At 55.2% G+C, this 23,247-nt stretch carries 18 protein-coding genes; 13 read left to right on the top strand and 5 right to left on the bottom strand.

Going from position 1 to position 23,247, the window contains the following annotated elements:
- Window positions 1–20 precede the first annotated feature (20 nt).
- The 8 genes from KJZ99_07615 (at window position 21) to KJZ99_07580 (ending at window position 7,686) form a co-directional block, all read left to right on the top strand.
- Entirely contained in the window at window positions 21–254 is a 234-nt protein-coding gene (locus tag KJZ99_07615; protein ID MCL4305768.1) for a hypothetical protein, read from the top strand.
- Window positions 247–1,248, top strand: a complete 1,002-nt coding sequence (locus KJZ99_07610; GenBank protein ID MCL4305767.1) for a Gfo/Idh/MocA family oxidoreductase — start codon at window positions 247–249, stop codon at window positions 1,246–1,248. The genes KJZ99_07615 and KJZ99_07610 overlap by 8 nt, the downstream gene beginning before the upstream one ends.
- Window positions 1,249–1,455: 207 nt before the next feature.
- Window positions 1,456–2,604: a lipid-A-disaccharide synthase gene (lpxB, locus tag KJZ99_07605; GenBank protein ID MCL4305766.1), complete on the top strand. Its 1,149-nt coding sequence runs from the start codon at window positions 1,456–1,458 to the stop codon at window positions 2,602–2,604.
- Between the two features lie 86 nt (window positions 2,605–2,690).
- On the top strand, window positions 2,691–3,134 hold the full coding sequence (locus KJZ99_07600; protein MCL4305765.1) for a hypothetical protein: 444 nt from the start codon (window positions 2,691–2,693) through the stop codon (window positions 3,132–3,134).
- Window positions 3,135–3,160: 26 nt separating this feature from the next.
- Entirely contained in the window at window positions 3,161–3,733 is a 573-nt protein-coding gene (locus KJZ99_07595; GenBank protein MCL4305764.1) for a lysophospholipid acyltransferase family protein, read from the top strand.
- A 38-nt stretch (window positions 3,734–3,771) separates the two neighbouring features.
- Entirely contained in the window at window positions 3,772–6,222 is a 2,451-nt protein-coding gene (locus tag KJZ99_07590; GenBank protein ID MCL4305763.1) for a glycosyltransferase, read from the top strand.
- Window positions 6,223–6,251: 29 nt separating this feature from the next.
- A complete protein-coding gene (locus KJZ99_07585; protein MCL4305762.1) occupies window positions 6,252–6,899 on the top strand; it encodes a methyltransferase domain-containing protein in 648 nt (215 codons plus the stop codon).
- Between the two features lie 304 nt (window positions 6,900–7,203).
- A complete protein-coding gene (locus KJZ99_07580; GenBank protein ID MCL4305761.1) occupies window positions 7,204–7,686 on the top strand; it encodes a response regulator in 483 nt (160 codons plus the stop codon).
- A gap of 130 nt (window positions 7,687–7,816) precedes the next feature.
- Here the strand turns inward: KJZ99_07580 and sthA are convergent, their stop codons facing one another.
- A complete protein-coding gene (gene sthA / locus KJZ99_07575; GenBank protein ID MCL4305760.1) occupies window positions 7,817–9,253 on the bottom strand; it encodes a Si-specific NAD(P)(+) transhydrogenase in 1,437 nt (478 codons plus the stop codon).
- A gap of 222 nt (window positions 9,254–9,475) precedes the next feature.
- Between sthA and KJZ99_07570 the strand changes: the two genes are divergently transcribed.
- Window positions 9,476–9,901 (top strand): type II secretion system GspH family protein, encoded by a 426-nt coding sequence (locus KJZ99_07570; GenBank protein MCL4305759.1) that lies wholly within the window; start codon window positions 9,476–9,478, stop codon window positions 9,899–9,901.
- A gap of 337 nt (window positions 9,902–10,238) precedes the next feature.
- Window positions 10,239–11,321 carry a T9SS type A sorting domain-containing protein gene (locus tag KJZ99_07565; GenBank protein MCL4305758.1) on the top strand — a complete coding sequence of 361 codons (1,083 nt, stop codon included), beginning with the start codon at window positions 10,239–10,241 and terminating at the stop codon, window positions 11,319–11,321.
- Between the two features lie 58 nt (window positions 11,322–11,379).
- Here KJZ99_07565 and KJZ99_07560 read toward each other — a convergent pair whose 3' ends face one another.
- Together KJZ99_07560 and KJZ99_07555 are read right to left on the bottom strand one after the other, a co-directional pair.
- On the bottom strand, window positions 11,380–14,589 hold the full coding sequence (locus KJZ99_07560; protein ID MCL4305757.1) for a UvrD-helicase domain-containing protein: 3,210 nt from the start codon (window positions 14,587–14,589) through the stop codon (window positions 11,380–11,382).
- Window positions 14,582–17,620, bottom strand: coding sequence for a PD-(D/E)XK nuclease family protein (locus KJZ99_07555; protein MCL4305756.1), 3,039 nt, complete (start codon window positions 17,618–17,620; stop codon window positions 14,582–14,584). Before KJZ99_07555 ends, KJZ99_07560 begins: the two co-directional genes overlap by 8 nt.
- A 185-nt stretch (window positions 17,621–17,805) precedes the next feature.
- Between KJZ99_07555 and motA the strand changes: the two genes are divergently transcribed.
- Genes motA through KJZ99_07540 form a run of 3 tightly spaced genes read left to right on the top strand, consistent with a single transcriptional unit; the run spans window position 17,806 to window position 20,728 of the window.
- On the top strand, window positions 17,806–18,672 hold the full coding sequence (gene motA / locus KJZ99_07550; GenBank protein ID MCL4305755.1) for a flagellar motor stator protein MotA: 867 nt from the start codon (window positions 17,806–17,808) through the stop codon (window positions 18,670–18,672).
- Between the two features lie 11 nt (window positions 18,673–18,683).
- Window positions 18,684–19,586 carry an OmpA family protein gene (locus tag KJZ99_07545; GenBank protein MCL4305754.1) on the top strand — a complete coding sequence of 301 codons (903 nt, stop codon included), beginning with the start codon at window positions 18,684–18,686 and terminating at the stop codon, window positions 19,584–19,586.
- Window positions 19,586–20,728: a hypothetical protein gene (locus KJZ99_07540; GenBank protein ID MCL4305753.1), complete on the top strand. Its 1,143-nt coding sequence runs from the start codon at window positions 19,586–19,588 to the stop codon at window positions 20,726–20,728. Before KJZ99_07545 ends, KJZ99_07540 begins: the two co-directional genes overlap by 1 nt.
- Before the next feature lie 79 nt (window positions 20,729–20,807).
- On the opposite strand, the gene KJZ99_07535 is transcribed toward KJZ99_07540, so the two are convergent.
- Complete coding sequence (locus tag KJZ99_07535; protein MCL4305752.1) at window positions 20,808–21,800, bottom strand: T9SS type A sorting domain-containing protein; 993 nt, start codon at window positions 21,798–21,800, stop codon at window positions 20,808–20,810.
- A 68-nt stretch (window positions 21,801–21,868) separates the two neighbouring features.
- Window positions 21,869–23,200, bottom strand: coding sequence for a T9SS type A sorting domain-containing protein (locus KJZ99_07530; protein ID MCL4305751.1), 1,332 nt, complete (start codon window positions 23,198–23,200; stop codon window positions 21,869–21,871).
- Window positions 23,201–23,247 lie beyond the last annotated feature (47 nt).

Raw genomic sequence — 23,247 nt, 5'->3', positions numbered from 1 at the left:
TCCTCGACTTGAGGTGCCTATTGGAAACTCCATCCTTCGATCGTCTTCAGGCCACGCGCCGCAATCGCAAGCTGCGCAACAACTCCGCCGTCATCGCCGGCATCTGTGCCGTGATTGCCACGGTGCTCTGGTTTGACCCGATTGTTTCTAAAGGACAATTGCTGGCCATGCCCCTGCTGATTGTCAGCTTCATCTGCTTTCTCTTTGCCGGACTGACGGTCTTCTTTCACATGAGGTATATCACCCGTGACTAAATTGCGTGTCGGTATCGTCGGTGCAGGCTATCTGGGAACCATCCACGCCCGCCTGCTCTCGCAGAATCAGGACGTCGTCTGGACGACCGTCTTCGATGTGGACTTCGAGAAGTCGCAATCCATCGCCGAACAGTTCGGCGGATTGGCCGCTCCTTCCTTGGAACAGGTCTTCGTTCAAAGCGACGCCGTGCTCGTTGTCTCGGCGACTTCGTCGCATCATTCCGTCGCCAAAGCCGCGCTCGCGGCGGGCAAACATGTCTTTCTCGAAAAACCCGTGACTACGACCGTCGCCGAAGGCGAAGAACTCGTCTCACTCGCGCGCGCGAAAAACCTCAAGCTGCAGGTCGGCCATGTCGAGCGTTTCAATCGCGCTTTCCGCGCGCTCGGCAGCGAGTATCCGCACCCGAAGTTCATCGAGGCTCACCGTCTCGCACAGTTCAAGCCGCGTGGAACCGACGTGGCCGTCGTGCTCGATTTGATGATTCACGATCTGGATTTGATTCTGAAGCTGATGGGGGAATTCCCCTCGCAGATTGACGCGTCCGGCGTGGCCGTCATCAGTGAAGCGGCGGACATCGCCAATGCGCGTCTGACTTTTCCCTCCGGCGGCGTTGCCAACGTCACCGCTTCCCGCATCAGCGCGAATCCCATGCGTAAGCTCAGAATGTTTTCCGAGGATAGTTACATCTCGCTCGATTTCGCCAAGGGTGAAGTGCAGCAGTTCCGCCTCGCGCATGCCGACGAAGCGCACGTTGCCGGAACGCTCATGCTTGGCGAGATTGAAAAGGGTGCCATCAAGCGCAAGATTCTGATGGGTGCACCCAGCGCGCCGGAAGGTAACGCAATTGACATGGAACAGCGCGCCTTCTTCGATGCGATTCATCACAACACCGAACCGCCCGTCACGGGCGAGGACGGCTTGAATGCGCTCAAGGTCGCCGTCCAGATTCTCGAAAAAATCGGAACAACGGAAATCGCTACGGGAAGGGAATGAGACTCCTGCAATCACGGTTTGCCTATGCTTAAACGCTCTCACAAATTGATTCAGGACTTTCACTAATTCTGGATAGTCCTATCCAATAATCCAAAATCCCGTGGAACTTTTTCCGTGTTCATACGTTCAAATATTATACCCACCCACTGGCATGTCTCCCCTCCTCTCGGTTAACTCCATCCTTTCCATAGTTTTCCGGACGAAATCGTGGTAGTCTATCCCACTATCTTCATTTCCGCAGGTGAGGCCTCCGGTGACCTGCACGGCTCTCATGTCGTGCAAAGCCTGAAAAAACAGCTCCCCGGATCGAACTTCTTCGGGCTGGGAGGCGACCGGATGAGGGATCAAGGAGTTGAACTCCTCTTTCACGCGCGTAAACTTGCCTTCATGGGCTTCGCCGAGGTCATCCGCCACCTTCCATATATAATGCACGTGCGCAAAACCGTCCTGCGCGAAATCCTCTCCCGCCAACCCGAACTGATCGTGTTAATAGATTACCCAGGTCTGCATTTCAGCCTGCTCAGATATCTCGAATCAAAGCGAACTGTTTACAAACCGCGAATCTTATATTATATTGCACCTCAGGTTTGGGCGTGGAAAGCCTCCCGAGGGCCGGAATTAGCCCGACTGGCCGACCGAATTGCTGTCATCTTTCCATTTGAAGAACAGCTTTTTCAAGGGCTTGGCGGGAACGCAAAGTTCGTTGGACACCCGCTTCTCGATGAAGCGCGGGGTTTGCCTCCGAGAGGTGAATTTCTAAAAACTCTGGGAATTGAGCCGGATTCCCGCGTTCTCGGCCTCCTCCCGGGCTCCCGCAAACAGGAATTGCGCCGTCATCTGCCGCTTGTCATCGAGACGGTAAAACTGTTGCGAAAAGTCCTTCCCGACTTGCAGCCGGTTCTGGCCGAGTCGCCAACCATCGCCCCAACGTTCTATGATTCCTACTTGACCGGCAGCGGTATCGCGCGTGCGCGCGGTGTCTCACACGCGCTGTTGGCTCACGCCAATGCGTCGCTCGTGAAGTCAGGTTCTTCGACCATCGAAGCCGCGTTCTTCGGGAATCCGTTTGTCGTGTTCTATAAAACTTCGGCTCTAAGTTTCGCCATCGGCAAACGTGTTGTGAAAGTGCCGCATATCGCGATGGCGAATCTGCTTGCAGGCGAAGAAGTTGTGCCGGAGTTTGTGCAGAATGATGCCAACCCCGATCAACTTGCCGGCGCACTGCTGCCGCTGTTGACCATTCCCGATGCGATTCGCGCGGCGCGCGAAAAACTCGTCAAAGTGCGCGCGCAGATGGGAGACCCCGGTGCGGGAGAACGTGTCGCGGAGATGGTCATGGAAATGCTTAGAGAGTAGACGTTCCAATATTGAACTTCGGGTGCAGGCAGTGCACCCCGCCTTGAGTAAGAGTCTCGCAGAAAGTATCCAGAAGGGGAACCGTGATGAGCTTACTGAGACTGCTGACCTTGATGGGAATTATGTGGTGCGTATCGGCGGTTTACGCCTTCGAGCGCATCGAAGAGGATGCTCCGGGCAATTTGAACACTCCGAAGCATCTGACGATTCAACTTTCGACGCCGTCGGTGGATGCGGGTGCGGGTTGCAATCCGTGCGGACGCATGAAAACATCCGCGACGTTCGGACTGCGGCACGGTATCAACGCGTCTGTTGCTACGACCCGTTTCGCGGTTGAGGAACTTTCGCAAGTGCCGAGGCACACGCGCGAAAGCATCTCGGCCACTGCCAACTCTATTCGCAATTTAGGCAACGAATCCGTTCGGACAACCGACTCGGCGTTAGCCGTTCTGTATTCTCTTACCGCCGGAATCCTACGAATCGTTTCCTCTTCACTCTCGGCACTCGCTTCGGCCATCTGGCCCTTCTGATACTCGGGGCCACGTGGCGGATGCGCGTGACGGGCTTTGACAGAGTTCTGTCCTACATGCGCATGCGGAAGCCGCTGGTGATGGTGACGTGGCACGGACGGCTGCTGGGGTCGACGTATCATTGCCGGCGACGAAACGTTGTGGCGATGATTTCACAGCATCGCGACGGTGAAATGGTATCGCAGGTTGTCGAGCATATCGGATACGAAACCGTGCGCGGCAGTTCGACTCGAGGCGGGTCGGCCGCTGCGCTGGCTATGATCAGCAAGGTTCGCGCAGGACAGACGGCGGCAATGATCGGAGACGGCCCGCGCGGACCGATCTACAAACTTAAACCCGGAGCAGCTTACATCGCTCTGGCCAGCGGTGCGGATGTCATCCCCGCCATGTTCGCGGCAGATCGCGCGTGGGTGTTTCGCTCGTGGGACCGGTTTACAGTACCCAAACCGTTCTCACGGGTTTTTTTGTATTACGGAGAGACTATTCCGAATCCCGGCGCAGATGCAGACGTGCGCGAGTTCACGCGTACGATTGAAGCAGCTTTGGAAGAGTTGCGGCTGAAGGCCGAAGCGGACGTCGAAGCACTCAAGCAGTCATAGCGACTTCGTTTTTTCCTGCCGCAGACGCAGACAAATACATGTCACGAACCGACCTCCACATCCATACGAAATTCTCGGATCGGGCGACAAACTTCTTTCTTAGGAAGTTGTCCGCTCCGGAATCCATGACCGAACCGCGGGCTGCTTACGAGTTGGCCAAGCGGCGAGGGATGGATTTCGTCGCCTTCACGGACACGGATACGCTCGAAGGATTTGCTCAGGTCGCGCAGTTCCCCGATGTCATACCGGCGTGCGAGACGACCGTCATGTTTCCGGAGGACGGCTGTCCGGTGCGTCTGCTGATTTACGGATTGACCGAATCTGAACTTGCCAAGATTCTCTCGTTTCGCGGACAACTCTATGCGGTGCGGGATTACCTGCTTGCGGAGGACCTGTATCACGTCGTCGCGCAGCCGCTCGAACCGCATGACCGAAAACTGAATGCGGATCACGTCGAGCGACTGCTGTTGCTCTTTGATCACTTTGAATCGCGAAGCACGGGTAGACAGCAGCGGACAAACGAATTCACCGCCGCACTGCTCGACGCATTGACGCCGGAGTATCTCGATCAGCTGCAGCGCAAGTGGAAGATTGAGCCGGCGTCGGAGCGACCGTGGCAAAAGGGTCAAGTCGGCGGTTCCAACGACTACTGCGCGCAATACATCGGGCTGACGTGGACGGAAACTCCACCCGCGACCTCCGTCAAAGAGTTGCTCACTCACTTGCGTTTGCGCGCCGGTTCGCCGAACGGCATGCACGGTTCGACCATCGCATCGGCGCACTCGATGTATCGGGTCGGCGCCGAGCTTTACGCACACAACGTGTTCAAGCGGCAGGGCGCGGTGCACGGCATGCTTGACTTGATCGTCAATCATGTGCTCACACCTGAGCGGCAGAAGCCGCGCCGCATCGCGCGTTCCCTGTGGAGCAGTTTCAAAGGCTTATTCAAAGTCAAGAAGCCGCTCTCGCCGATCGAGCGAAAGATTATTACGGAAATCTATCACGCTTACCGCGAACTTCCCAAAGAAGAGCGGCTTTCCGGCATCGGGCGCGACGATCTTGGAACTTTTGACGCGAGGTTGTTCGGAATGGCGGACCGCATCCTGAGCCAGCTAAGTTACAGTTTGCTGAAGGAAGCAGTGGACGATTTTGAAAAAGGTGAAATCGGGAACGGTGTCCAGTATGCGGCTGCGTTGCTGCCTATTCAAAGTGTCATGGCTCCGTATCTGTATTCATTCGACAAACTCAATCGCGATCGCATTCTGATCCGGCAGATCGAGGAGCGAACGCAGGGAGTGCTTGAGCTTCCCAAGAAGTCGCCGCGAAAAAAGGTCGCGTGGTTTTCGGATACGGTGTCCGATGTGAACGGCGTCTCCATGACGCTGGCCCGCATGTCGGAAGTGGCGGAGAGCCTCGACGAAGACCTGGAAATCATCTGCTCTGTCGCCGCATCTCGCGCTCCGCAAGGCAGCAAATTCCACAACTTCGCACCGGTGGGAGAGATCTCCATCCCTGATTACGAGTTGCAGAAGCTGTCGGTTCCGCCGATTCTGCGGATCATTCGCTACCTTGAGTCGCAGCCTTTTGATGAATACATTATTTCGACGCCGGGTCCGATCGGGCTGATCGCGATCTACTGCGCGAAGCTGTTCAAGGTGCGGGTGCGCTCAATTTATCACAGCGACTTTCCGCAGCATGTGCGTCAGATCACCGGCGACGAGGGTCTGGAAGATACTACATGGAAATACATGCGCTGGTTCTACGGACTTTCCGACGCGGTGTATTCGCCCAGCGATCATTACCGCAAGCAGCTCATCGAGCACGGCTTTAATCCGCGCAGACTGTTTCTCTATAACCGCGGGACAGACCTCGACTTCTACAATCCGCGGCATCGCGATGAGGAGTTCTACAAACCTCAGGGCATTCAGGGGCGAGTTATCTTCGTCTATACGGGGCGGGTATCACGAGAGAAGAATCTCGACGTGGTGATTGACGCCTTTGTGCAGGACGATTTGCTGAAGGAAAAGGCCGCGCTGGCCATTGTGGGAGACGGACCATACCGCGAAGAGCTGATCCGCCGTAACCTGCCGCCGATGATCGTCTTTCCGGGATTTGTGAAAGGCAAACAGCTTGCGAAAGCCTACGCATCGGGCGACGTGTTCGTGTTTCCGTCCACGACGGACACGTACGGTAATTCCGTGCTGGAGGCTCAGGCCTCAGGATTGCCCGCACTGGTCTCCAACGAGGGGGGACCCAAAGAAATTATTCTTCCCGGCGAAAGCGGATTCGTGCTTGCGGGCTACGACACGAAGGCGTGGCGTGACGCAATGCGTTCATTGGTCGAGTCTGATGAGTTACGCCATCGCATGGCGGCGGCAGCTCGCGCGCGCGCCGCGACCAGAGACTGGACGACCGCCTTCAAAGAGTTCTGGGATGAAGATCCCTATCCGCGACCTGATGAGGAAGTTCGCGCAGTAGTTATCGCATAACCCGACCGCATCTCCAAGGAGAGTTTGAATTGCCCGTCATTGAGCATGCACGCAAGGCCCGACCGCAGGGCTATACCTCCGACAATCATCGAAAGTGGGAGTTTAACAACTCCTTTTACCAAAAGCACCTCGAGCTTTATCTCGACCATATGCACAAGCTGCTCGAGTTCACGGGTGCAAAGAACGTTCTCGACGCAGGCTGCGGTGAAGGCATCGTTTACCGCGCCATGCAGGAACGGGGTTACAACGGCAAGTGGACCGGCTTCGATTACAGCGAAGAAGCCGTGGAATTCGCACGCATCGCGTCACCGGAAGCCGAGTGGCATACGGCGAGCGCGTATGAGATTCCGTTCAAGGACGAACAGTTCGACGTAGTTTTCTGTTCGCAAGTGCTCGAGCATTTGCCAAATCCGGACCTCGTGCTGACCGAGTTGGACCGAGTTGCCGAACACTGGCTGCTGGTGTCTGTTCCCTACGAACCGCTGTTCAGAACACTGACATGGTTTTCGGTGACGTTGGGATTGGGCGGAGATCCGGGCCACGTGAATCACTGGCGACCCGCCGATTTTCGGAGGTTCCTGCGACGCGCGGGTAAGCTGCACGCGTGGGAGCGCACGACCGTTTACCAGATCGGTTTGGTGGACGTCCGTCCCAAGCATCACAATAAGCCGGTGTAATTCAACTTATTCGAGAGCGCGCACGCGAGCAATTCGACGCGCACGCGAGATGAAGTGCGATTGCAGATTGCATGCGGCAGATGCTATAGGTTGATTAGACGCACGGAGTTGTTGAGTTAGCCCGACGAGAGTTCGCACAAGCCACGATTATTGATCCGCGTTTTTTGCGCGGGTCTGTAGACTAAGTACAGAGGTATGAAGAAGATCGCCGTTCCGTTTATGCGGAGCGGCGATTTAATTTTGGTCAGGTCCAAGCTTTGCCATAAGGGGAATCGAGTTACGATGATGTAAAAGAGAATTGACGATGAATATGAACGGCGGGAACGTCTCCGATGAGCGGGTGCCAATGGACATCTTGCTGATTGAGGATCGGGATGAAGCCATCGAGATGGTGGAAGGTGCGATACAGGAGACGCGACTCCGCAATCGCATGGTGGTGGCCAGAACGCACTTGGAAGCGCTTCATTATCTGCGGCACACCGTCTCTTTCGGACCTTTCGACCTCGATCATGGCATGACCAAACCGGGATTGATTTTGCTGGACATCAACATGAACGGACAGCAAGGGTTCGAGGTGCTGCATGAGATTCGCACTGACCCGAAACTGATGACGATTCCGGTGGTCGTTCTGACCGACAATCTGCAAGAATCCGATCTGGCGTACACAATTTCGCACGGTGTCACCGGTTACTTTCTGAAGCCGATGGACCCGACACAGCTAAGAAAAGTTGTGCGCGACGTTGAGGATCACTGGAACCTGTTGTGGGCCGCTCCCTGCGCGAATTGATGATTACCTGATTGGATGCGAAGAGGCTCAGCGATACGATGAACAGGAACGCCCGCCGATGACTCGGCGGGCGTTGATGTTTCTGGGGGGAATTTCTTTTTGAACAGTTCTGGAATGTGTTTCGATTTTCTCAAGCAGGGCGTGGAGCAGGACGAACTGCGTTGATGGCTGCGAGGCGATTATGCGCGTCGAGGGCGGCGGTCTTGTAGCACTCCGCAAGCGTCGGATAATTGAATACCGCGTGAATCAGGTAGTCGATGGTTCCGTTGTGCGCGATGACGGCTTGACCAATGTGAATCAGTTCCGTCGCTCCGGTGCCGATGGCGTGCACACCGAGAAGTCGTCGTGAGCGTTGATCAACGATGAGCTTGACCACACCGGTGTCGTCTCCGAGAATCTGACCACGGGCAATCTCACGATAGCGCGCGACGCCGATTTCGTAGGGGATGGACTCCTGCGTCAGCAGAGCTTCCGTCGCTCCGACGGTCGAGATTTCAGGAATTGTGTAGATGCCATAGGGATATATGTCGGGGACCTGGCGGTCGTCGCGCATTCCGAAGGCTTCGAGTGCAGCGAGTCTGCCCTGCTCCATCGAAGTCGAAGCAAGCGCAGGAAATCCGACCACATCACCGACCGCGAAGATGTGATCCACGTTCGTGCGGTATCGGGAGTTGGCATTGATTCTGCCTCGTTGGTCAACTTCCAACCCTGCGTTAGCGGCGTCAATCGTGTCGGCATTGGCCTGTCTGCCCGCCGAATAGAGAGCAACATCTGTCACAACAATCTTACCGGAGGCAAGCGTCATCACGGCGCGCGGAGTATCCCCGCTGCGCTCAATGGCGACCTGTTCCACCTTCTCACCGAGTCGAAAGACGACGTTTAACTGCCGGAGTTGATAGATCAGCGCATCCACAATTTCCGTGTCCACGAAGCTCAGGAGTTCTGTTGCCTGATCAATCACGGTCACTTGCACACCCAGTGCGGCGAAGATGCTGGCGTATTCCAAACCAATCACGCCGCCGCCGATGCATGTCATGGTACGCGGCAGCCGCTTCAGTTCAATGATCGAATCGGCGTTCATGATCACTTCGCCGTCGTGTTCAACGCCCACAGGCATGTAGGGCCTCGTGCCGACGGCCACGACGATGAAATCGCCTTGCAACTCCTGTATCTCTCCGTGATATTCGACCGTAATCGTGTGCGGGTCCTTGAAGCGACCACTGCCTACGATGATATCCACGTTGTTCCGCGTCAGCTGATTGCGGATAACTTCCCATTCCCGCATCATGACCATTTGGGTGCGATGTCGCAAGTCATCCGCTGTGACATTCTCCTTGTTGCGGTATGCCGCGCCGTAGAACGCGCGCTGTTGAATACCGGACAGGTGAATCGCCGCCTCGCGCATCGTTTTGGACGGTATAGTCCCAGTTGCCACGCAGACTCCGCCAAGTTCGCGCATGCGCTCGACAATCGCCACTTTCTTGCCAAGCTTCGCGGCGGAAATCGCCGCACGCTGACCACCCGGTCCGCTGCCGAGCACAATCATATCATATCGAGGCGTTGACATAAGGAGTTGCTTTGGTTAGGAATTAGAAGTGACCCATGAAATTACAGAACCGGCAGCAGTATTGCAACTTCCACTCCACGACATGTTGCAGCCTGCCATCATCGAGGCAACCTTCAACATTGTCACGGATCTTCAATCTCCGTCGTTTCAATGCTTTGACCGCAAGAGGACGAGTGGCCTTGTGCTTGCACATCAGGAGCACGGAAAATACAGGTAACCTTTATGAATCAGCGCGGCGTCACCACCCTTGAGCTACTGCTTGTCATTGTGATTATCAGTATCCTTACCATGATCACGATGACGGAGTTCTTCAAGGTACATAATCGTGCATACGTCGGCGCCGCATTGTCGGACCTGCAGGTGCTCCGTCAGGCGATCTCGATGCACGATGCGGAGTGGGGTTACTTTCCACCCAACGATGCGAATACGCTGCCTGCGCTCGTCGCACAGCTCCGTGATCCAGATGGTCAGCCCTACTTGACGCCACCCTCCGGCAGGAACTGGAGTTCTTTTGAATATGAGGCACCGGATCCGGGAGACCTCTATGCGGATTATGATTTAACCGTCGTCTGTAATGACCACTTCCGAACGCAGGTTACGGTGCACTGGGATTCGAAGGTAGACTATGTTCGATTAGGTCCAAATTAATGGACGAGAGCTGTGCTTTTTTGGACGGCCGACACGAGAATGTCGGCCGTTTGCATTCTGCAAATCAGATTCTTGTGAGAGGCATTGGACTTTTACTGACCCATAGAAAATCATGGCGAGCCTGTCAAAAGAACGGCCGTATGTTGTCTTCGTTGACGGGTCAATATTTTCTTAAGATCACCCTATCAACGGTTTAAGAGTGAACGATGTATTTACTTTGCTTTATGGGATGATAACTTTGCGCACGAGCAGATAAGTACTTGCGCTGTGGCGCTTTTCAAACATATATTTGAAACGTCATTACCAACGAATTATTGTCAACTACCTTGGAGATAGTATGAAGATTTTGAAGACCCTCTTTGTTACATTCGCGGCGGTTATCTTGCTCGCTGGTTTGGGCGCCTCGAAGGCGCATGCCTGGTGTGACCCGGGTGACATTTATTGTGGAACGGTGATTGACACGACGGTCCGATTTGGACATGATGACGTGGAGCGCTACCGCTCCGGAAGCTCGGGTCCGTATTGTACGCCGGGTGGAACTGACGATCGCTGGCGCGGCAAAGCGCATGTCTACCGTATTCGCGGCAACTACGACCCGCTGTGGATTACGCTGGATTGGAATGATAATCCAACGACTACCCGCGATGACTTGATTCTCGTCCTGCTCGAAGACTGCGACGCGAACAAGTGCATGGGCGCAGATCCGCACTACCTTGAGTTCTCAACACAGAACGGAAATCGTCTCCCAAATGACGACAGCAATGGATTCTGGATCATTGTTGACAGCCGTCGTGATACGACCATTGCATATACGTTGCGAATCTTCTGCGGCGACTATCCGTTTGATGTCGAGCTGATTTCGTTCTCGGCAACGCGCAGCGCGGAAGGCGTTGACTTGCGCTGGAGCACTGCCTCTGAGACGGAGAACGACCGGTTTGAAATTACCCGCCGCGAACTTGGCACGGATGATAATGTGCTGGTTGGAGTGGTCGCCGGACACGGCACCACGTCGTCGCAGCAGAACTATCAGTTCGTTGATCGCTCTGCGGGCGAGGTTGGTTACGAGTATCAGTTAGCCGCATTCGATGTGAACGGAAACATGCAGGTGTTCGGCCACGCCATCGTGGAATCGGGAACGCACGTGACTCCCGTGGCAGACGAGTTCAAGCTGATTGATAACTACCCCAATCCGTTCAACCCGACTACGAACATCCGGTTCTCGCTGGCATCCGCCTCTGAGGTCGCTTTGAGCGTGTACGATGTTCAAGGAAGGCTTGTTGCCGAGCTTTTCAGTGGCTCAATGAATGCGGGTGCTCATGAGCTCGCCTTTGACGCCACCGGTTTGACTTCTGGTGTATACTTTGCGCAGTTAAGCGGAAGTTTTGGCAGCGACGTAATGAAGATGGTTCTCATGAGGTAGTTCGTGAGTTCATGGGCTTTCAAGGGGCCGGTGCAGCGCATCGGCCTCTTGCGTTTCGTTACAGCTCGATCAGTTGATTCCGCCTGATGAAATAGAGTAATTTGTGAGCGGGAGGTTTTCCGGTCAGGCGCTCTATCAGCACTGCATATCCGTTAACCTGCGGCTTGTAATGTTCTTCAACCAGTCTTGGCAGCGTCTCCTCCGCAACCTGATCTGTTTTGTAGTCCAAGATCGTCCACGCACCGTGCGCGTCCTCGAAGATTAGATCAATGAAACGTGATTGAACTGTTCTGACGGTGCTTTCAGTTATCGGCAATTCTGTGAAGATACGGCGAGCTTGCGGAATCTGCTGCGTAAAGAGTTCGGACTTCGCGACGGTATTCACGAGTTCCGTTACTTCCTCAACTTCAGACTCATCAAGGTTTTGCTGCATGCGGGCGACTGCAAGAGCGTTCGCTGCCGTTCGCCCCTTCGCCATCTGCTCCAACACCGCATGAACTGCTGTTCCAACGCGCAGTGCGCGTATTCGGTTCCAATCCACCGGCTGCGGGTCAGGCTCTTCGCCAGACAATCGAGGTTCGGCAACAAGGTTTTGCAGTCGTGCGACATGCAGCGACTGCCAATTGTTCCATTCGCGCAGTGCGGTTGAGTCTTCGTTAACTTGTGTCGGACTCGCCATGCGTGGGCGATAGGGTGCATGCTCGCGCTGCTCGCCGCGATCAAGAGTCGTTTCCACCGCCAGCGTGTCTTGAGCAGAAAATCGCGCCGTTTGCTCGTCATAATAGCGTTTATACAAAGAGAGAGCCGTCTGCTTCTCAGCCTTTCCAACCGACTCGTTCTTCTTATCCTTGCCATACAGAAACCCGAGCGGCGCAATCAGCCGGTCTTTGGCCCGCGTCATGCATACATACTGGAGGCGAAGTTCCTCGTTCTTTTGCGCTGCTTGAACGGCTTTTAGAATGCCCGTATAGCTCCTTGTTTTCCAATCTCCCTGCAGCGTGACTGCAAGGTCATGCGGCGCTTCGGTAAGCGACTTCCGAAGCAGCCACTCGCCGCGATCGCGGATATCGTCGTTCAACCGATAAATGTAGACCACAGGAAACTCCAAACCTTTGGCTTTGTGCAGCGTCAGGATCTGGACAGCGTCACGATTCTGATCTATCGCCTCGAGTTCTGTGCTTTGAACCAGCTTCTCCATATCGAACAGTCGATCCACAATGGATTGAAATGTCAGCAATCCTCCCGACTCAAGTTTGCGGATCAGATCCACGAGAGTTGCGATGTTTTGCACGCGCTGGACACCATCCGACTTCATGCCGAAGTGGATGGCAACCGGCCGCTCAGAAAGCATGAGTTCAAGCAGCTCCGAGACGGGCAGCCGCTTGCTTTGTCGATGCCATTCTGCGAGTGTGCGGAGTGCGGTTCCGACGAAAGTATCCTTGGGCTGTTCTTCAGTGTAGATAAAGTTTCCGCCGGAAAATTTGTGAGCGAAAATCTCGTCATCGGAGAGCGCAAACCAGGGAGAACGAAGCACGCCAATTGTCGCCACAGTGTGCTGCGGGTTGGCGATCGCTGCAAGGGCCGTAAGCACCGCCTCTATTTCAACGCGGCCGGCAAACGCACTGTTCATGAAACTAATAAATGGAATATCGCGCGCGCTGAGCGCATCCAACAGTATTTCCAGCTTCGTGCCGGTGCGGAGCAAAATTGCGGCATCACCATACTTCTTCAACTCTTCGCGATCTCTGAGCGCGCGAATGTGTGCGGCAATCGCCTGGGCTTCCGCCTTCGCCGCGCTGTCGGCATTCTGATCTATGGGTTCGTAATCGGAGTGCGGCAGGAGAAGTTCAACGGCCGGAAGAGCATTCTCCTCCCGGCGTGTGGCGACCAGCGGTTCATACCTCGGCGCATCGTCCGCATCCCCAAGCATGAGAGGGGTAAACATCCCATTCACTTCATCAATTATCGTCTGGAGACTGCGAAAGTTGCGAGTGATACTGAGCTTTTCCCCGGATTCTTCAATCGACGCTGCGACAAGATTATAGACACGGACATCCGCTCCGCGAAACGCGTAGATCGCCTGTTTGGGATCACCAACCACGAACAGCTTACCGGGCTTTAGCCGCAACGATTGCCAGTCTTGAGCGAAATCGTTGTCTTCCTCCGCCAGATAGTAAAGAATCTCAACCTGGATCGGATCGGTGTCCTGAAACTCGTCAATATGCAGATAAGAGAATCGAGATTTGAAATAGTGCCGTGCAATCTTTGACCGGCGCAGCATATCGCGGCAGAGCAGCAGGAGATCGTCGAAGCCGATGCGCGCCGCAGTACGCAGGGATTCCCGATATTCGCGGACGGCGGGTGCGAACCACCGAATCAGCTCCGCGCAGATACGGCTTGAGAAGAGACTCATTAATTCGGCAACAGCCGCAGAGATCGCCTCGACAATCACTCGCGACTCATTGAGAGCTTCTGCACTTGTCCACTTTGCTTTGTTTCCCTTGCGGCCAGATAACGGATGGGATGACAACCAGCGAATGCCCTCGCGCGAGTAAAGTTCGTCCGGCATTGCGCGAATCCAGAGGTCAAGTCTTTGAATCGTCTTCCCAAGCGTATCTTCGGGATCCTTACAGTAAGGCGCGTAGGACAGTGCCTGTTGAGCAAGTGATCGGACTTGTTGAGTCATCTGCTCGATCACGGCGTCGCTTCCTTCTCCAACGTCTATTCGATCAAGTCCATCAGAGATGCCTGTCAATGTTGTGAATAGTTTCTCAAGACTTTTCTTGCTGTCTCCGAGCAGTTTCAGTCCGATGTCTTCCGCCAGATCGAGTGCGAGCGGCACAGGCTCGTCCAAGGCTCGTCTGAGCCAGTTGGTGAGAAACTCGCTCTGCGCGGCCTGCGCCTGCAATTCGTCAAGCAGCGTGAATTCGGGCGGGAGATTTGCCTCGACGGGAAGCGTGCGCAGCATATCCGTTGCCAAACCGTGAATCGTGTTCACGGCCATGCGATCGAGTTCCAGCAGCGCTCTCCGTGCGTGCGGTGAGGTCTGTTTCTCCTGAAAGGCAAGCCGCAGCCGCTCCTTTAATTGGCCGGCCGCTTTGACGGTGAAGGTGACTGCCATTATCTTTTCTATCGGTACACCACTCTCGACGAGAGAGCATATCCGATCGATCAGCAATGTCGTCTTTCCTGTCCCTGCTCCGGCCTCTACGAGAAATGTCTTGTCATGAACTGACACAGCACGATCGCGCGCGATTTGATCACTCATCGTCACCCTCCTCCCTCGCTTCCTCGTCGCGAATCGCCCGCATGCCGGGAACTGACTTCCCGGTCAGGGGTTTGCTGCTGTGACGCATTGCGCCGCAGGCCAACTTTACGTTGCAGTGCCTGCACACCGCGCCGTCATCTGCATCGGGATCGGGCACAAAAACTCCCCGCCGTATGTCGTGCAATAACGACAGCGCCGTTTCCTTCGCATCCACATCAAGAGCTTCATAAGCAGAGACTACTTCACTTGAGTTTATGTGCAGATATTGGGTCTCTACTGTCGAGTCCGGGTGTTTCTGCGCAATGAGCTCGCGATAGATGCCGAGCTGGATGCGTCTGCTGGTTCCGCGTGAGTTCTTCTGTATTCTGCCGCTCTTATAATCTATCAGCATACACTGACTCTTGCTGGAGTCAACGTCCCAACGGTCAATACGGCCCCTGAATTGTGCGTGTTCGCCGGTCTCTGACACTAATTGAAGTGGATCCGGATACGGTTTTTCTCCTTGCCCGAAGCTAACCTCGACATGTTCGGCCTGCCATGCGAATTCCACACTGAGCAAGTGGTCATGGTATTTCTCAAGCGTCTCAAGTAAGTCTTCGCGCATCCTCTGATAAATGTGAGCAGGTCCGACGGGATACTTTTGCTTGAAGTCGGCCAGAGTTTGCTCCGCAAGCTGCTGCAAATCTGCCCACTTGAAGTGCTCCTCGCTATACGGCTTGCCAATTCGCGCGGCATGATACTTTTGCAGAATGCGATGCAGGAGCGATCCGCGCTCGCGACCGCTAACCGGCTGCAGAAGATCGCAGGCTTCCGGTGCGTACGCCTCGAGCTCCCGATTCACGGAGAAACGAAACGGACACTTCCAATAGTCCTCAAGCGCAGTCACAGATACTGGTCGTGACGCATCGTATTTCTCGGCTATGTTGCGCAGCACTTCGCTGTCAGTAAATCGCCCTTCAAATTGTGAGAATTCCGAAGCTGAGAAACGTTTGTATTCAGCGTCAAATGCGCGGCTGAAATCCGAAATGTTCCAAAGCTGATCAAGTGCGTGGGTAGAGTGTTGTTCGATGGCCCGGGAGAGTGATCTGCGATGATACTCCATCGCGCTGATTGCTTGTTCCGGCGGGCCTGCGAGCGGGTGTGCCGCAGCATAGCGACAAAGCGGATGATCCTTGAAGATCTCGTCGAGCGTGCGAGTATCGTTGTCACCACGACATTGTTGTTCCATCAGTTCCGAAAGGTAGGGCGAAACAAGCTGGGGGCGACCTTCGTCATCGGCGCGGGAGGTATAGTAATAAATCTGCTGTGCGGATTCCCTCAAGACAGAAAACCAGAACCGCTCGCGTGCCTGCCAGTCGCGCCTGAGGGGCAACGCGCAGTTCAAGCTCTTGTTCAAAGTCATTCGGTCTGAATCGAGCAGTAAGGGATCCTGCGAATCTATTCTCGGCAACGTTCCTTCATTGCAGCCCGGTAAATGCAAGGACGCAAACGTTACGCCGTAGCATTGCTCCCGAGTGGCTATGACCGGACGGTTCTGCAGGAATCTTCCTGTGCGCGAACCCGGCGTGGAGAGCGTGATTTCCATGAACTCGCGCAATCCAGTGGCTGAGATAGGAATCCCGGCGGTGTCCAGCAGGCTTGCCTGACTCAGCTGCAGCACGATATCCGAGAATTCATCGTTGACCACTGTCACTTGCGAGTAGTAGGACCACAGACTATTGATTGCCTCCTGCCAACTCGCCGCATTGACGACATTTTGTGCAACCGTGAACAACTCCTGAAGGAAGGCTTTCAGCTGATCCACATTTGAAATTGCCTGCTGCAAAACCGCAAGTGTTTCTTCATTCTCGTCTTCAATCTGAGCAAGACGTTCCACGCGATAACCGAGCTGGTCGCGCAAGCGGGTAAGTCGAGCCTGCCACTCCTCCGCGCCGTCAACGATCATCGCCTCCTGGGCTAATCGAACCCATTCCCCCGCTAATCCGGCATATCCGGATTGGAACGGTGCGGTTAGAAGATATTCCGTGACGTCCTCGATCGCGAATTCCGTTCCAAGAAGTCTGCTGAATGCACGCAGTCCACGACCTGCGGCCGTATCTCCCAAAGTTTGTGCTTCATAAATGAACGGCGCGAGTCCAGCCTCGCGACAGCGACTGCGCAGTGCGCCAGTAAAGGCTCCCGATCTCTGCTGAAGCACTATTCCGATTTCACCGTCACAGTCCTCAGCGGGCATTAGCACGCTTCTTACAACTTCAGAAGCTGCGCGAGTGTTGTCAGGTGCCGAAATGAAGTAGTGCTGCTGCTGAAGGTCTGCACTCGGGAGAGTCAAGTGCGAGAATTCGTGGGCAAGAAACCACTCGTAAAGACCGCGTGTGAACTCATACTCCGCACTTTCCTTGTCAAACGTCAAGTAGCCCGTCACATGAGTTGCAATGAAACTTCGTGCAAGCACGCGGCGCGCAAGCGGGGGCAGGTCGTACAGCGCGTAGAAAATGATCGGCGGAAGTTTAAGCTTTCCGTCCCGGGTTGCCTCCGCCGCCAAACGAAGCAGTCCCGGAGAATCATGCCAGCGGAGTCGATCAAGCTCTGTATCAATTGCTATGAGCAGTTCCGCAAGATCTCGAAGCTTTCTGTCTTGATCATGTTCCTCACGCGTCACTGAAAGAAGACGATGCGGGGACACTTCGTGCAGTATAAGCTCCTGCCGCGTGCGCAGCAGTGCCCGCCGAAAGCCGGGAGTAGTGCTGATATCTGCGACATAACCGAGGGAGGGTTTGAGGCGACTTACAATCTGCGTCAACAGCGGGTCCACGGCCGCTTCGCCGAGCGTCCGCCAGCCATCGCGCATCGTGATCGGTTCCGCAAGTGTGCGGGCAAGTTCGTGCACGGTTATGAAACGCAAATTTGCCACGACACCGAGACTTTCCGCAACTCGGCGGCGCAGGTGCAAGCGCGTCAGTTGATTGGGGATAATCACCCAGACTTCCGCGAACGGGTCTTCGCCCTGAAGTTCGCGAATGCGCACGGGCAAATGCGCCTCCAATGAAGGAAGCTGACCCGTAAAAAGAGTGTTTGAACTGTTGCCTACTGAAGACACGATATGGACTCTATGCTGACTTACGAGGGGCAGTTGTAGTGGGGCACATCCCTTGCGAAGTAGAACTCCGAATAAAAAGACCTCAATGCTTGCAACTTGAACGTTGATCTAAAGACGCTATGGCAATAGTTGGATTACTGGTGGTGATTGGCGGGGTCATCGGCGGCTTTTTGATGGCCGGCGGCGATCTTGGCGTATTGTATCAGCCTGCTGAGCTTGTCGTGATCTTCGGCGCGGCCATCGGCGGCCTGCTGATTTCGGTGCCCGTGGCGACACTGAAGAAGCTCATCAGCGACGCTATCGGGATCATGACAGGCAAGTCTGGGCCGTCGAAGGAAGCCTACACGCAGACGCTGCTTTTGCTCAACGAGCTGTTTCAAATGGCCCGCAAAGACGGCATCATCGCGCTGGAGTCACACGTTAACGACCCGCACGTCAGCAAGATTTTCGAGAAGTATCCGATGGTCACGCACAACCACGCGGCGCTGGCCTACCTATGCGACACGATCAAGCTGTTCCTCGCGGGTTCGGTGCCGCCGCACGAGATTGAAATGCTGATGGACGCCGAAATTGACTCACATCATGAGGAAGCGGGAATAACCGCCAACGTAATCGCGAAAGTTGCCGACGCTCTGCCGGGACTCGGAATCGTCGCAGCAGTCCTGGGTATCATCATTACGATGGGCCACATCGACGGAGACCCCGCAGTAGTAGGTAAACACGTTGCTGCGGCACTCGTAGGAACGTTCATGGGCGTGCTGATGGCCTACGGATTCTTCTCTCCGATGGCTTCGAATCTTGAAGCGCGAAATCGAAATGACGCGCGCATGCTCCATGTCATCAAGGCGGGCATCAGCGCTTTCGCTAAGGGAATGGCGCCTTCCGTATCCGTCGAGTTTGCGCGCCGCGCAATCTTCCACGCGGATCGTCCGAGCTTCGAAGAAACGGAAAAAATGCTCAAGGAAGCAAAAAAGGCGAACGCATAGCCTGAGTCATCATGGCCGAGTACAACGAACCACCAATCATACGAATTGTCAAGAAAGGACACGCGCACGGCCACCACGGTGGCGCGTGGAAGGTGGCCTTTGCTGACTTCGTGACGGCGATGATGGCGCTTTTCATTGTGCTTTGGATTCTCGGTCAGTCGGAAGATATTAAGCGCGGCGTCGGCGGATACTTCCGCGATCCGACCGGCAAGGCGCTGCTCGGCGCAGGGCCCAATCAAGCCATCAGCAACGCACCCGGAAAGTCGATTATCAAACTTCCCGCCGTCACTCAAAGCCACGCGATGCCGGATCCCGCTCTCGAGAATGAGGCCGAAAAGCTGCAGGAACTCATTGACGAGACCGAAGCGCTGCAGGCACTCGAAGGGCAGATTACCATTGAAGTGACGCACGAAGGTCTGAGATTGGAAATTACAGAGGGCGACAAAGAACCGCTCTTCGAATCCGGCAGCGCGAAGCTTTCTCCAAAGTTGATCAATGCGCTTCAGGCTTTGGCGCATGAATACGGGAAGCTGCCGAACAAACTGATCCTTGAAGGTCACACGGACGCCAAGCAGTTTGCGAGCGGCAGCGGAATGAGTAACTGGGAACTCTCGACTCAGCGCGCAAATGAAGCCCGCCGAGTCATGGAACTTTCAGGATTGCCGTCCGATCAGGTGCTGATGGTGCGCGGCTATGCCGACCGTCGACCAAAATACGAAGATCCGATGGATCCGCGCAATCGCCGTATCTCGCTGCTGCTCGTGTCGAATCAGGGGATGGACATTGCGCTGGGCAAACTCAGTTTCACCGGTGTTCAAGATACGGAAACACTCAGCGAGCAGCAAGGTCCGGACGGCGGAAAAACGAAGCGAAACAGAGTTTCGCTGTTCGCCTCGGGCAAAGGGGGTGAGTAGTGAGTTCCAGCTTTTACGCTCGCGTCGTCTACCTGCTGGGTCCAGAGGAGAAACGCCCGCCGGATGTCATCCTGCAAGCGGCGGATGTGCGATCAATTCGACGCGGTCATGAACCGGATCTCTCCATAAAACAGTTTGATCCAACCGCAGTCATCATCGGCGCGCCGCTGGATCACGAAGCACAGATCGCACTCGACCGAGTGGCGACTCTGATGCTTCCTGTGGTTGGATTTGGCACGGGACCTTCCGAGAGAACGATTTGCAATGTCACCGCGGCGATTTCAATGCTCGATCTGCGTGCTATCCTGCAGGTCGTCTCCAGCCCCGCCGTGCTCAGTGCATTACCTGCGGGACAATCCACGAACGGCCTGGGAACATGGCTCAGGCATTCCGCGGAAGATTTCGCACAGATGATCGAACATCTGTTGTCGCTGAGAATACCTGATTACAAGGAGCGTGCGGAACGCGTGCTGCAAGCTTGCCTCTGGATCGCCTCACATCTCGGGATGGGTGGCGAAGAACTGAATACTCTTTCACTCGCGGCAAGAATGCGGGAAATCGGCAAACTCGGATTGCCGGATGAAATTCTATTCGCCGCACGTAATGAGCGCTCGCCCGATGATCAGGCGTTATATGATCAATATCCGACATTGGGAGCGCGCGTGCTGAAGCAGTTCCCGATGTTTGCCGGTGCGGCTAAGGTGGTCGAGAATCAGCTGGAAAACTTTGACGGCTCCGGAATGATGCGATTGGGCGCGCATCAGATTCCACTCGGCTCGCGAATCCTCCGCGTGGCAAGCGCATTTGAGATGATTGCCAGCGATGCCGGAGTGCGGGGACGCGAGGAAGTCGTGCACATACTGGGCCGCGGCAGAGGCTCGCTCTATGATCCGATGCTGGTCGGATTGGTGGAAAACTATGCGACCCTTGCAACGTCACCGCAGAAGAATGGAAGAGCGACGCGCCGTGTGCGGTTGTCGGACCTGCATGAAGGCATGATCCTCGCTGAAGACATCTGGGGCCGAACCGGAGTGAAGATTGTCGGAGCGGGCACAAGACTGAATGAGCATATTCTGCGAATACTGATGACGTTGCCTCTGAATATGGCCATCGAGTCGGTGGAGATTCAGCGCGAGAATTAATCGGCCGCTGGCTTAGAGTATCGAAAAGCCCCTCGGCATGACACCGAGGGGCTTTCTTATTCTAATGGAGGTGGGGGATTTACTTCATCAGAATCATCTTGCGCGTGGCACTGAAGCCTTCAGCTTCGAGACGATAGATGTATACACCGCTCGTCAAATTCGTGCCATCAAACTTCACCACATGTGTTCCGGCTTCCTGTGCGCCATTCACCAGCAGGGCCACTTCCTGACCGAGCAGGTTGAAAACGCGCAGGCTGACGTTCGAGGCCACAGGCAGCGAGAAGCTGATGTTGGTCTCGGGGTTGAACGGGTTCGGGTAGTTCTGGAACAGTGCGTAATCGCTGACAACACCCTGAACGCCCGGCGTCGCATTGACGCTGGCATACTCTTCGGAATGTCCGTTCAGGTCCACACCAACCAGCGTGTAGCGATAGGTGGTGCCGTTCAGGACATCACCATCAACCCACGAATAGCTGTGGCCCGTGGCGCTGTTGGTAGCGGAGGCCTGATGGACCTTCGCACCGTTGCGCAGAACGTCGAAGCGATCCATATTGGTCTCGCTCGCGGTCGTCCAGTTCACGGTCACCTGATTATCACCGGCAACAGCGCCGAAGCTCGAAAGCTCCGCGGCCAACTGATCATCAAAGCTCAGGCAGAAGCAACCCGTGCAGAGCGGGAAGATTTCAATTTCCCAGAATCCGTCGTGGTTCCAGCGATAGGCAATTTCCATGCATTCGCTGTATCCGCCCCAGTCATTGGGACTCGGGAAGAAGATTCCACCACCCAGCGTGAAAAACGTCGGGGGCACGATCGCTGTGCAATTGGGAACATCACACGGTGTGGCGGTCGGGCTGCAGCCCGGCAGTGCACTGATTACGGGAACACCAGCTTCGTCAAGGTCGGCGCCGACCAGGAAGAAGTTGATTAGTTGAAATGCGCAAAGCTGAATGCAGGCGGACTGGCCCAACTGCAATTCCGCCGGGTAGCTGGGTACACACTGGGCCTGCACCGTTGTCGGTAAGGCTATCATCAGTGCGGCCAGCACCATCATGGTAGCAATTATTTTCTTCATGCGGTCAATCTCCGTGGTTTTTAGTCATCCGTCGTTTTCTGAGAGAGAGAGGCTGAACGCCTGCTGGCTTACTTCAGATATACAAGCTTCTTGGACTGCGAAAACTCGCCAGCCGTCAAGGTGTACATGTAGACACCCGTCGCGAGACCTTCGGCAGACCAGTTCACGGTGTGTGAACCAGCTTCCATCGCACCCTTGGCAACCGTGGCAACTTCGCGGCCCAACATGTCATAAACCTTCAGCGTGACGTCGGAAGCGATCGGCAACGTGAAGTTGAAGTTGGTCTGCGAGTTGAACGGGTTCGGGTAGTTCTGAGCAAGCACATACTCAGTGGCAATTTCGGCTCCCGCTGTCGGGGTAGCTTCAACCACAACGGACTGACCGTCGATGTTATACACGGAAACATTGCCGCTCAGGTCTTCGACGTGCAGCTTGTAATAATACGTCGTGCCGTTCTGAACCTGATTGTCAACGAAGTTGTAGCTAAAACCAGCCGCGCTGTTGGTCGCGTTGGTGCGCGAGATCTCAGCATAGACGCCATCGCGATCGGTGCTGCGGGTCACGCGGAAGTTCTTCAGTTCGCTTTCGCTCGAGGTGCTCCAGTTCAGGCGGACCTGACGGTCTCCGGCCACAGCGCTGAAGCCGTTGATCTCAACCGGAAGAATGAAGTCCGAACGCCAGATGCAAATGCAGCCCGGATCGTAGCCGCAGTAAGACATCGTCAAGAACAGGAAGCAATTCGGGAAGACGCGAATATTCCAATTGAACAGCGACCAGTCAACGCCGGCGCAGTCCGGATTGTCACATTCGGTTTCGTCCGGATGGCAGCGGTTCGAAACGGTCACTTCGAGCGTCTGCGGCGTGTAGCCCGGGTCTTCGCACTCGATGGGAATCGTGTACGTACCGTGGCAAATGGTCGCGCAGAAAGACGAGTTAATGGGAATCGAGGCCGGAAGCACCGGGGTGCAGCCGTCGTTCATGTACTCAAGCGTGACGCCGTTCGGAGTCTGAAGCTGGTTCCAGTCAAAAATGTCAATGGTCTCAACCAACTGGCTCCAGTCCGCAGAGTAGATCTCAATGTTCGCACCGACCGAAACGGGCGTGTACTGCGGCAGTTCGCCGACGTACATGTCCAATTCGCACCAGTGGAACGTCTGATTCTCAGCCACGATACCGTCAATGTACTGATTGGTTTCTTCGTCATAACGCTGCGGCATGCCACAGGCGGCCGGCAGGTGAACGAACGAAACGATCGCGTTAAACGGCGTCGCATCGCTGAAGATCAAGTGCATTTTCTGGTTTTCTTCATCGAAAGCCAGTGTCGCAACATCCAAAGCGAGGGCGTTGCTCGCGAAAAGCATCGCCATCATACACATCAAAACAAATCTCATTTTCTTCATCCCGCACCTCTCTGCTATGGTCAATTGACGTTGCCCAGAGGACGCAT

It is taken from the genome of bacterium, assembly GCA_023382385.1.
Lineage (GTDB): Bacteria > Electryoneota > RPQS01 > RPQS01 > RPQS01 > JABWCQ01.
Note: the sequence above shows the minus strand (reverse complement) of the source record. Positions and strands in the feature narration are given on the sequence as shown.

What these genes read in the sequence shown, in the direction of transcription:
- KJZ99_07600 (MCL4305765.1), top strand. Translation starts at nt 2,691, where the DNA reads ATGAGCTTACTGAGACTGCTGACCTTGATGGGAATTATGTGGTGCGTA.
- KJZ99_07590 (MCL4305763.1), top strand. Translation starts at nt 3,772, where the DNA reads ATGTCACGAACCGACCTCCACATCCATACGAAATTCTCGGATCGGGCG.
- KJZ99_07580 (MCL4305761.1), top strand. Translation starts at nt 7,204, where the DNA reads ATGAATATGAACGGCGGGAACGTCTCCGATGAGCGGGTGCCAATGGAC.
- sthA (MCL4305760.1), bottom strand. Translation starts at nt 9,253, where the DNA reads ATGTCAACGCCTCGATATGATATGATTGTGCTCGGCAGCGGACCGGGT.
- KJZ99_07570 (MCL4305759.1), top strand. Translation starts at nt 9,476, where the DNA reads ATGAATCAGCGCGGCGTCACCACCCTTGAGCTACTGCTTGTCATTGTG.
- KJZ99_07565 (MCL4305758.1), top strand. Translation starts at nt 10,239, where the DNA reads ATGAAGATTTTGAAGACCCTCTTTGTTACATTCGCGGCGGTTATCTTG.
- KJZ99_07560 (MCL4305757.1), bottom strand. Translation starts at nt 14,589, where the DNA reads ATGAGTGATCAAATCGCGCGCGATCGTGCTGTGTCAGTTCATGACAAG.
- motA (MCL4305755.1), top strand. Translation starts at nt 17,806, where the DNA reads ATGGCAATAGTTGGATTACTGGTGGTGATTGGCGGGGTCATCGGCGGC.
- KJZ99_07545 (MCL4305754.1), top strand. Translation starts at nt 18,684, where the DNA reads ATGGCCGAGTACAACGAACCACCAATCATACGAATTGTCAAGAAAGGA.
- KJZ99_07535 (MCL4305752.1), bottom strand. Translation starts at nt 21,800, where the DNA reads ATGAAGAAAATAATTGCTACCATGATGGTGCTGGCCGCACTGATGATA.
- KJZ99_07530 (MCL4305751.1), bottom strand. Translation starts at nt 23,200, where the DNA reads ATGAAGAAAATGAGATTTGTTTTGATGTGTATGATGGCGATGCTTTTC.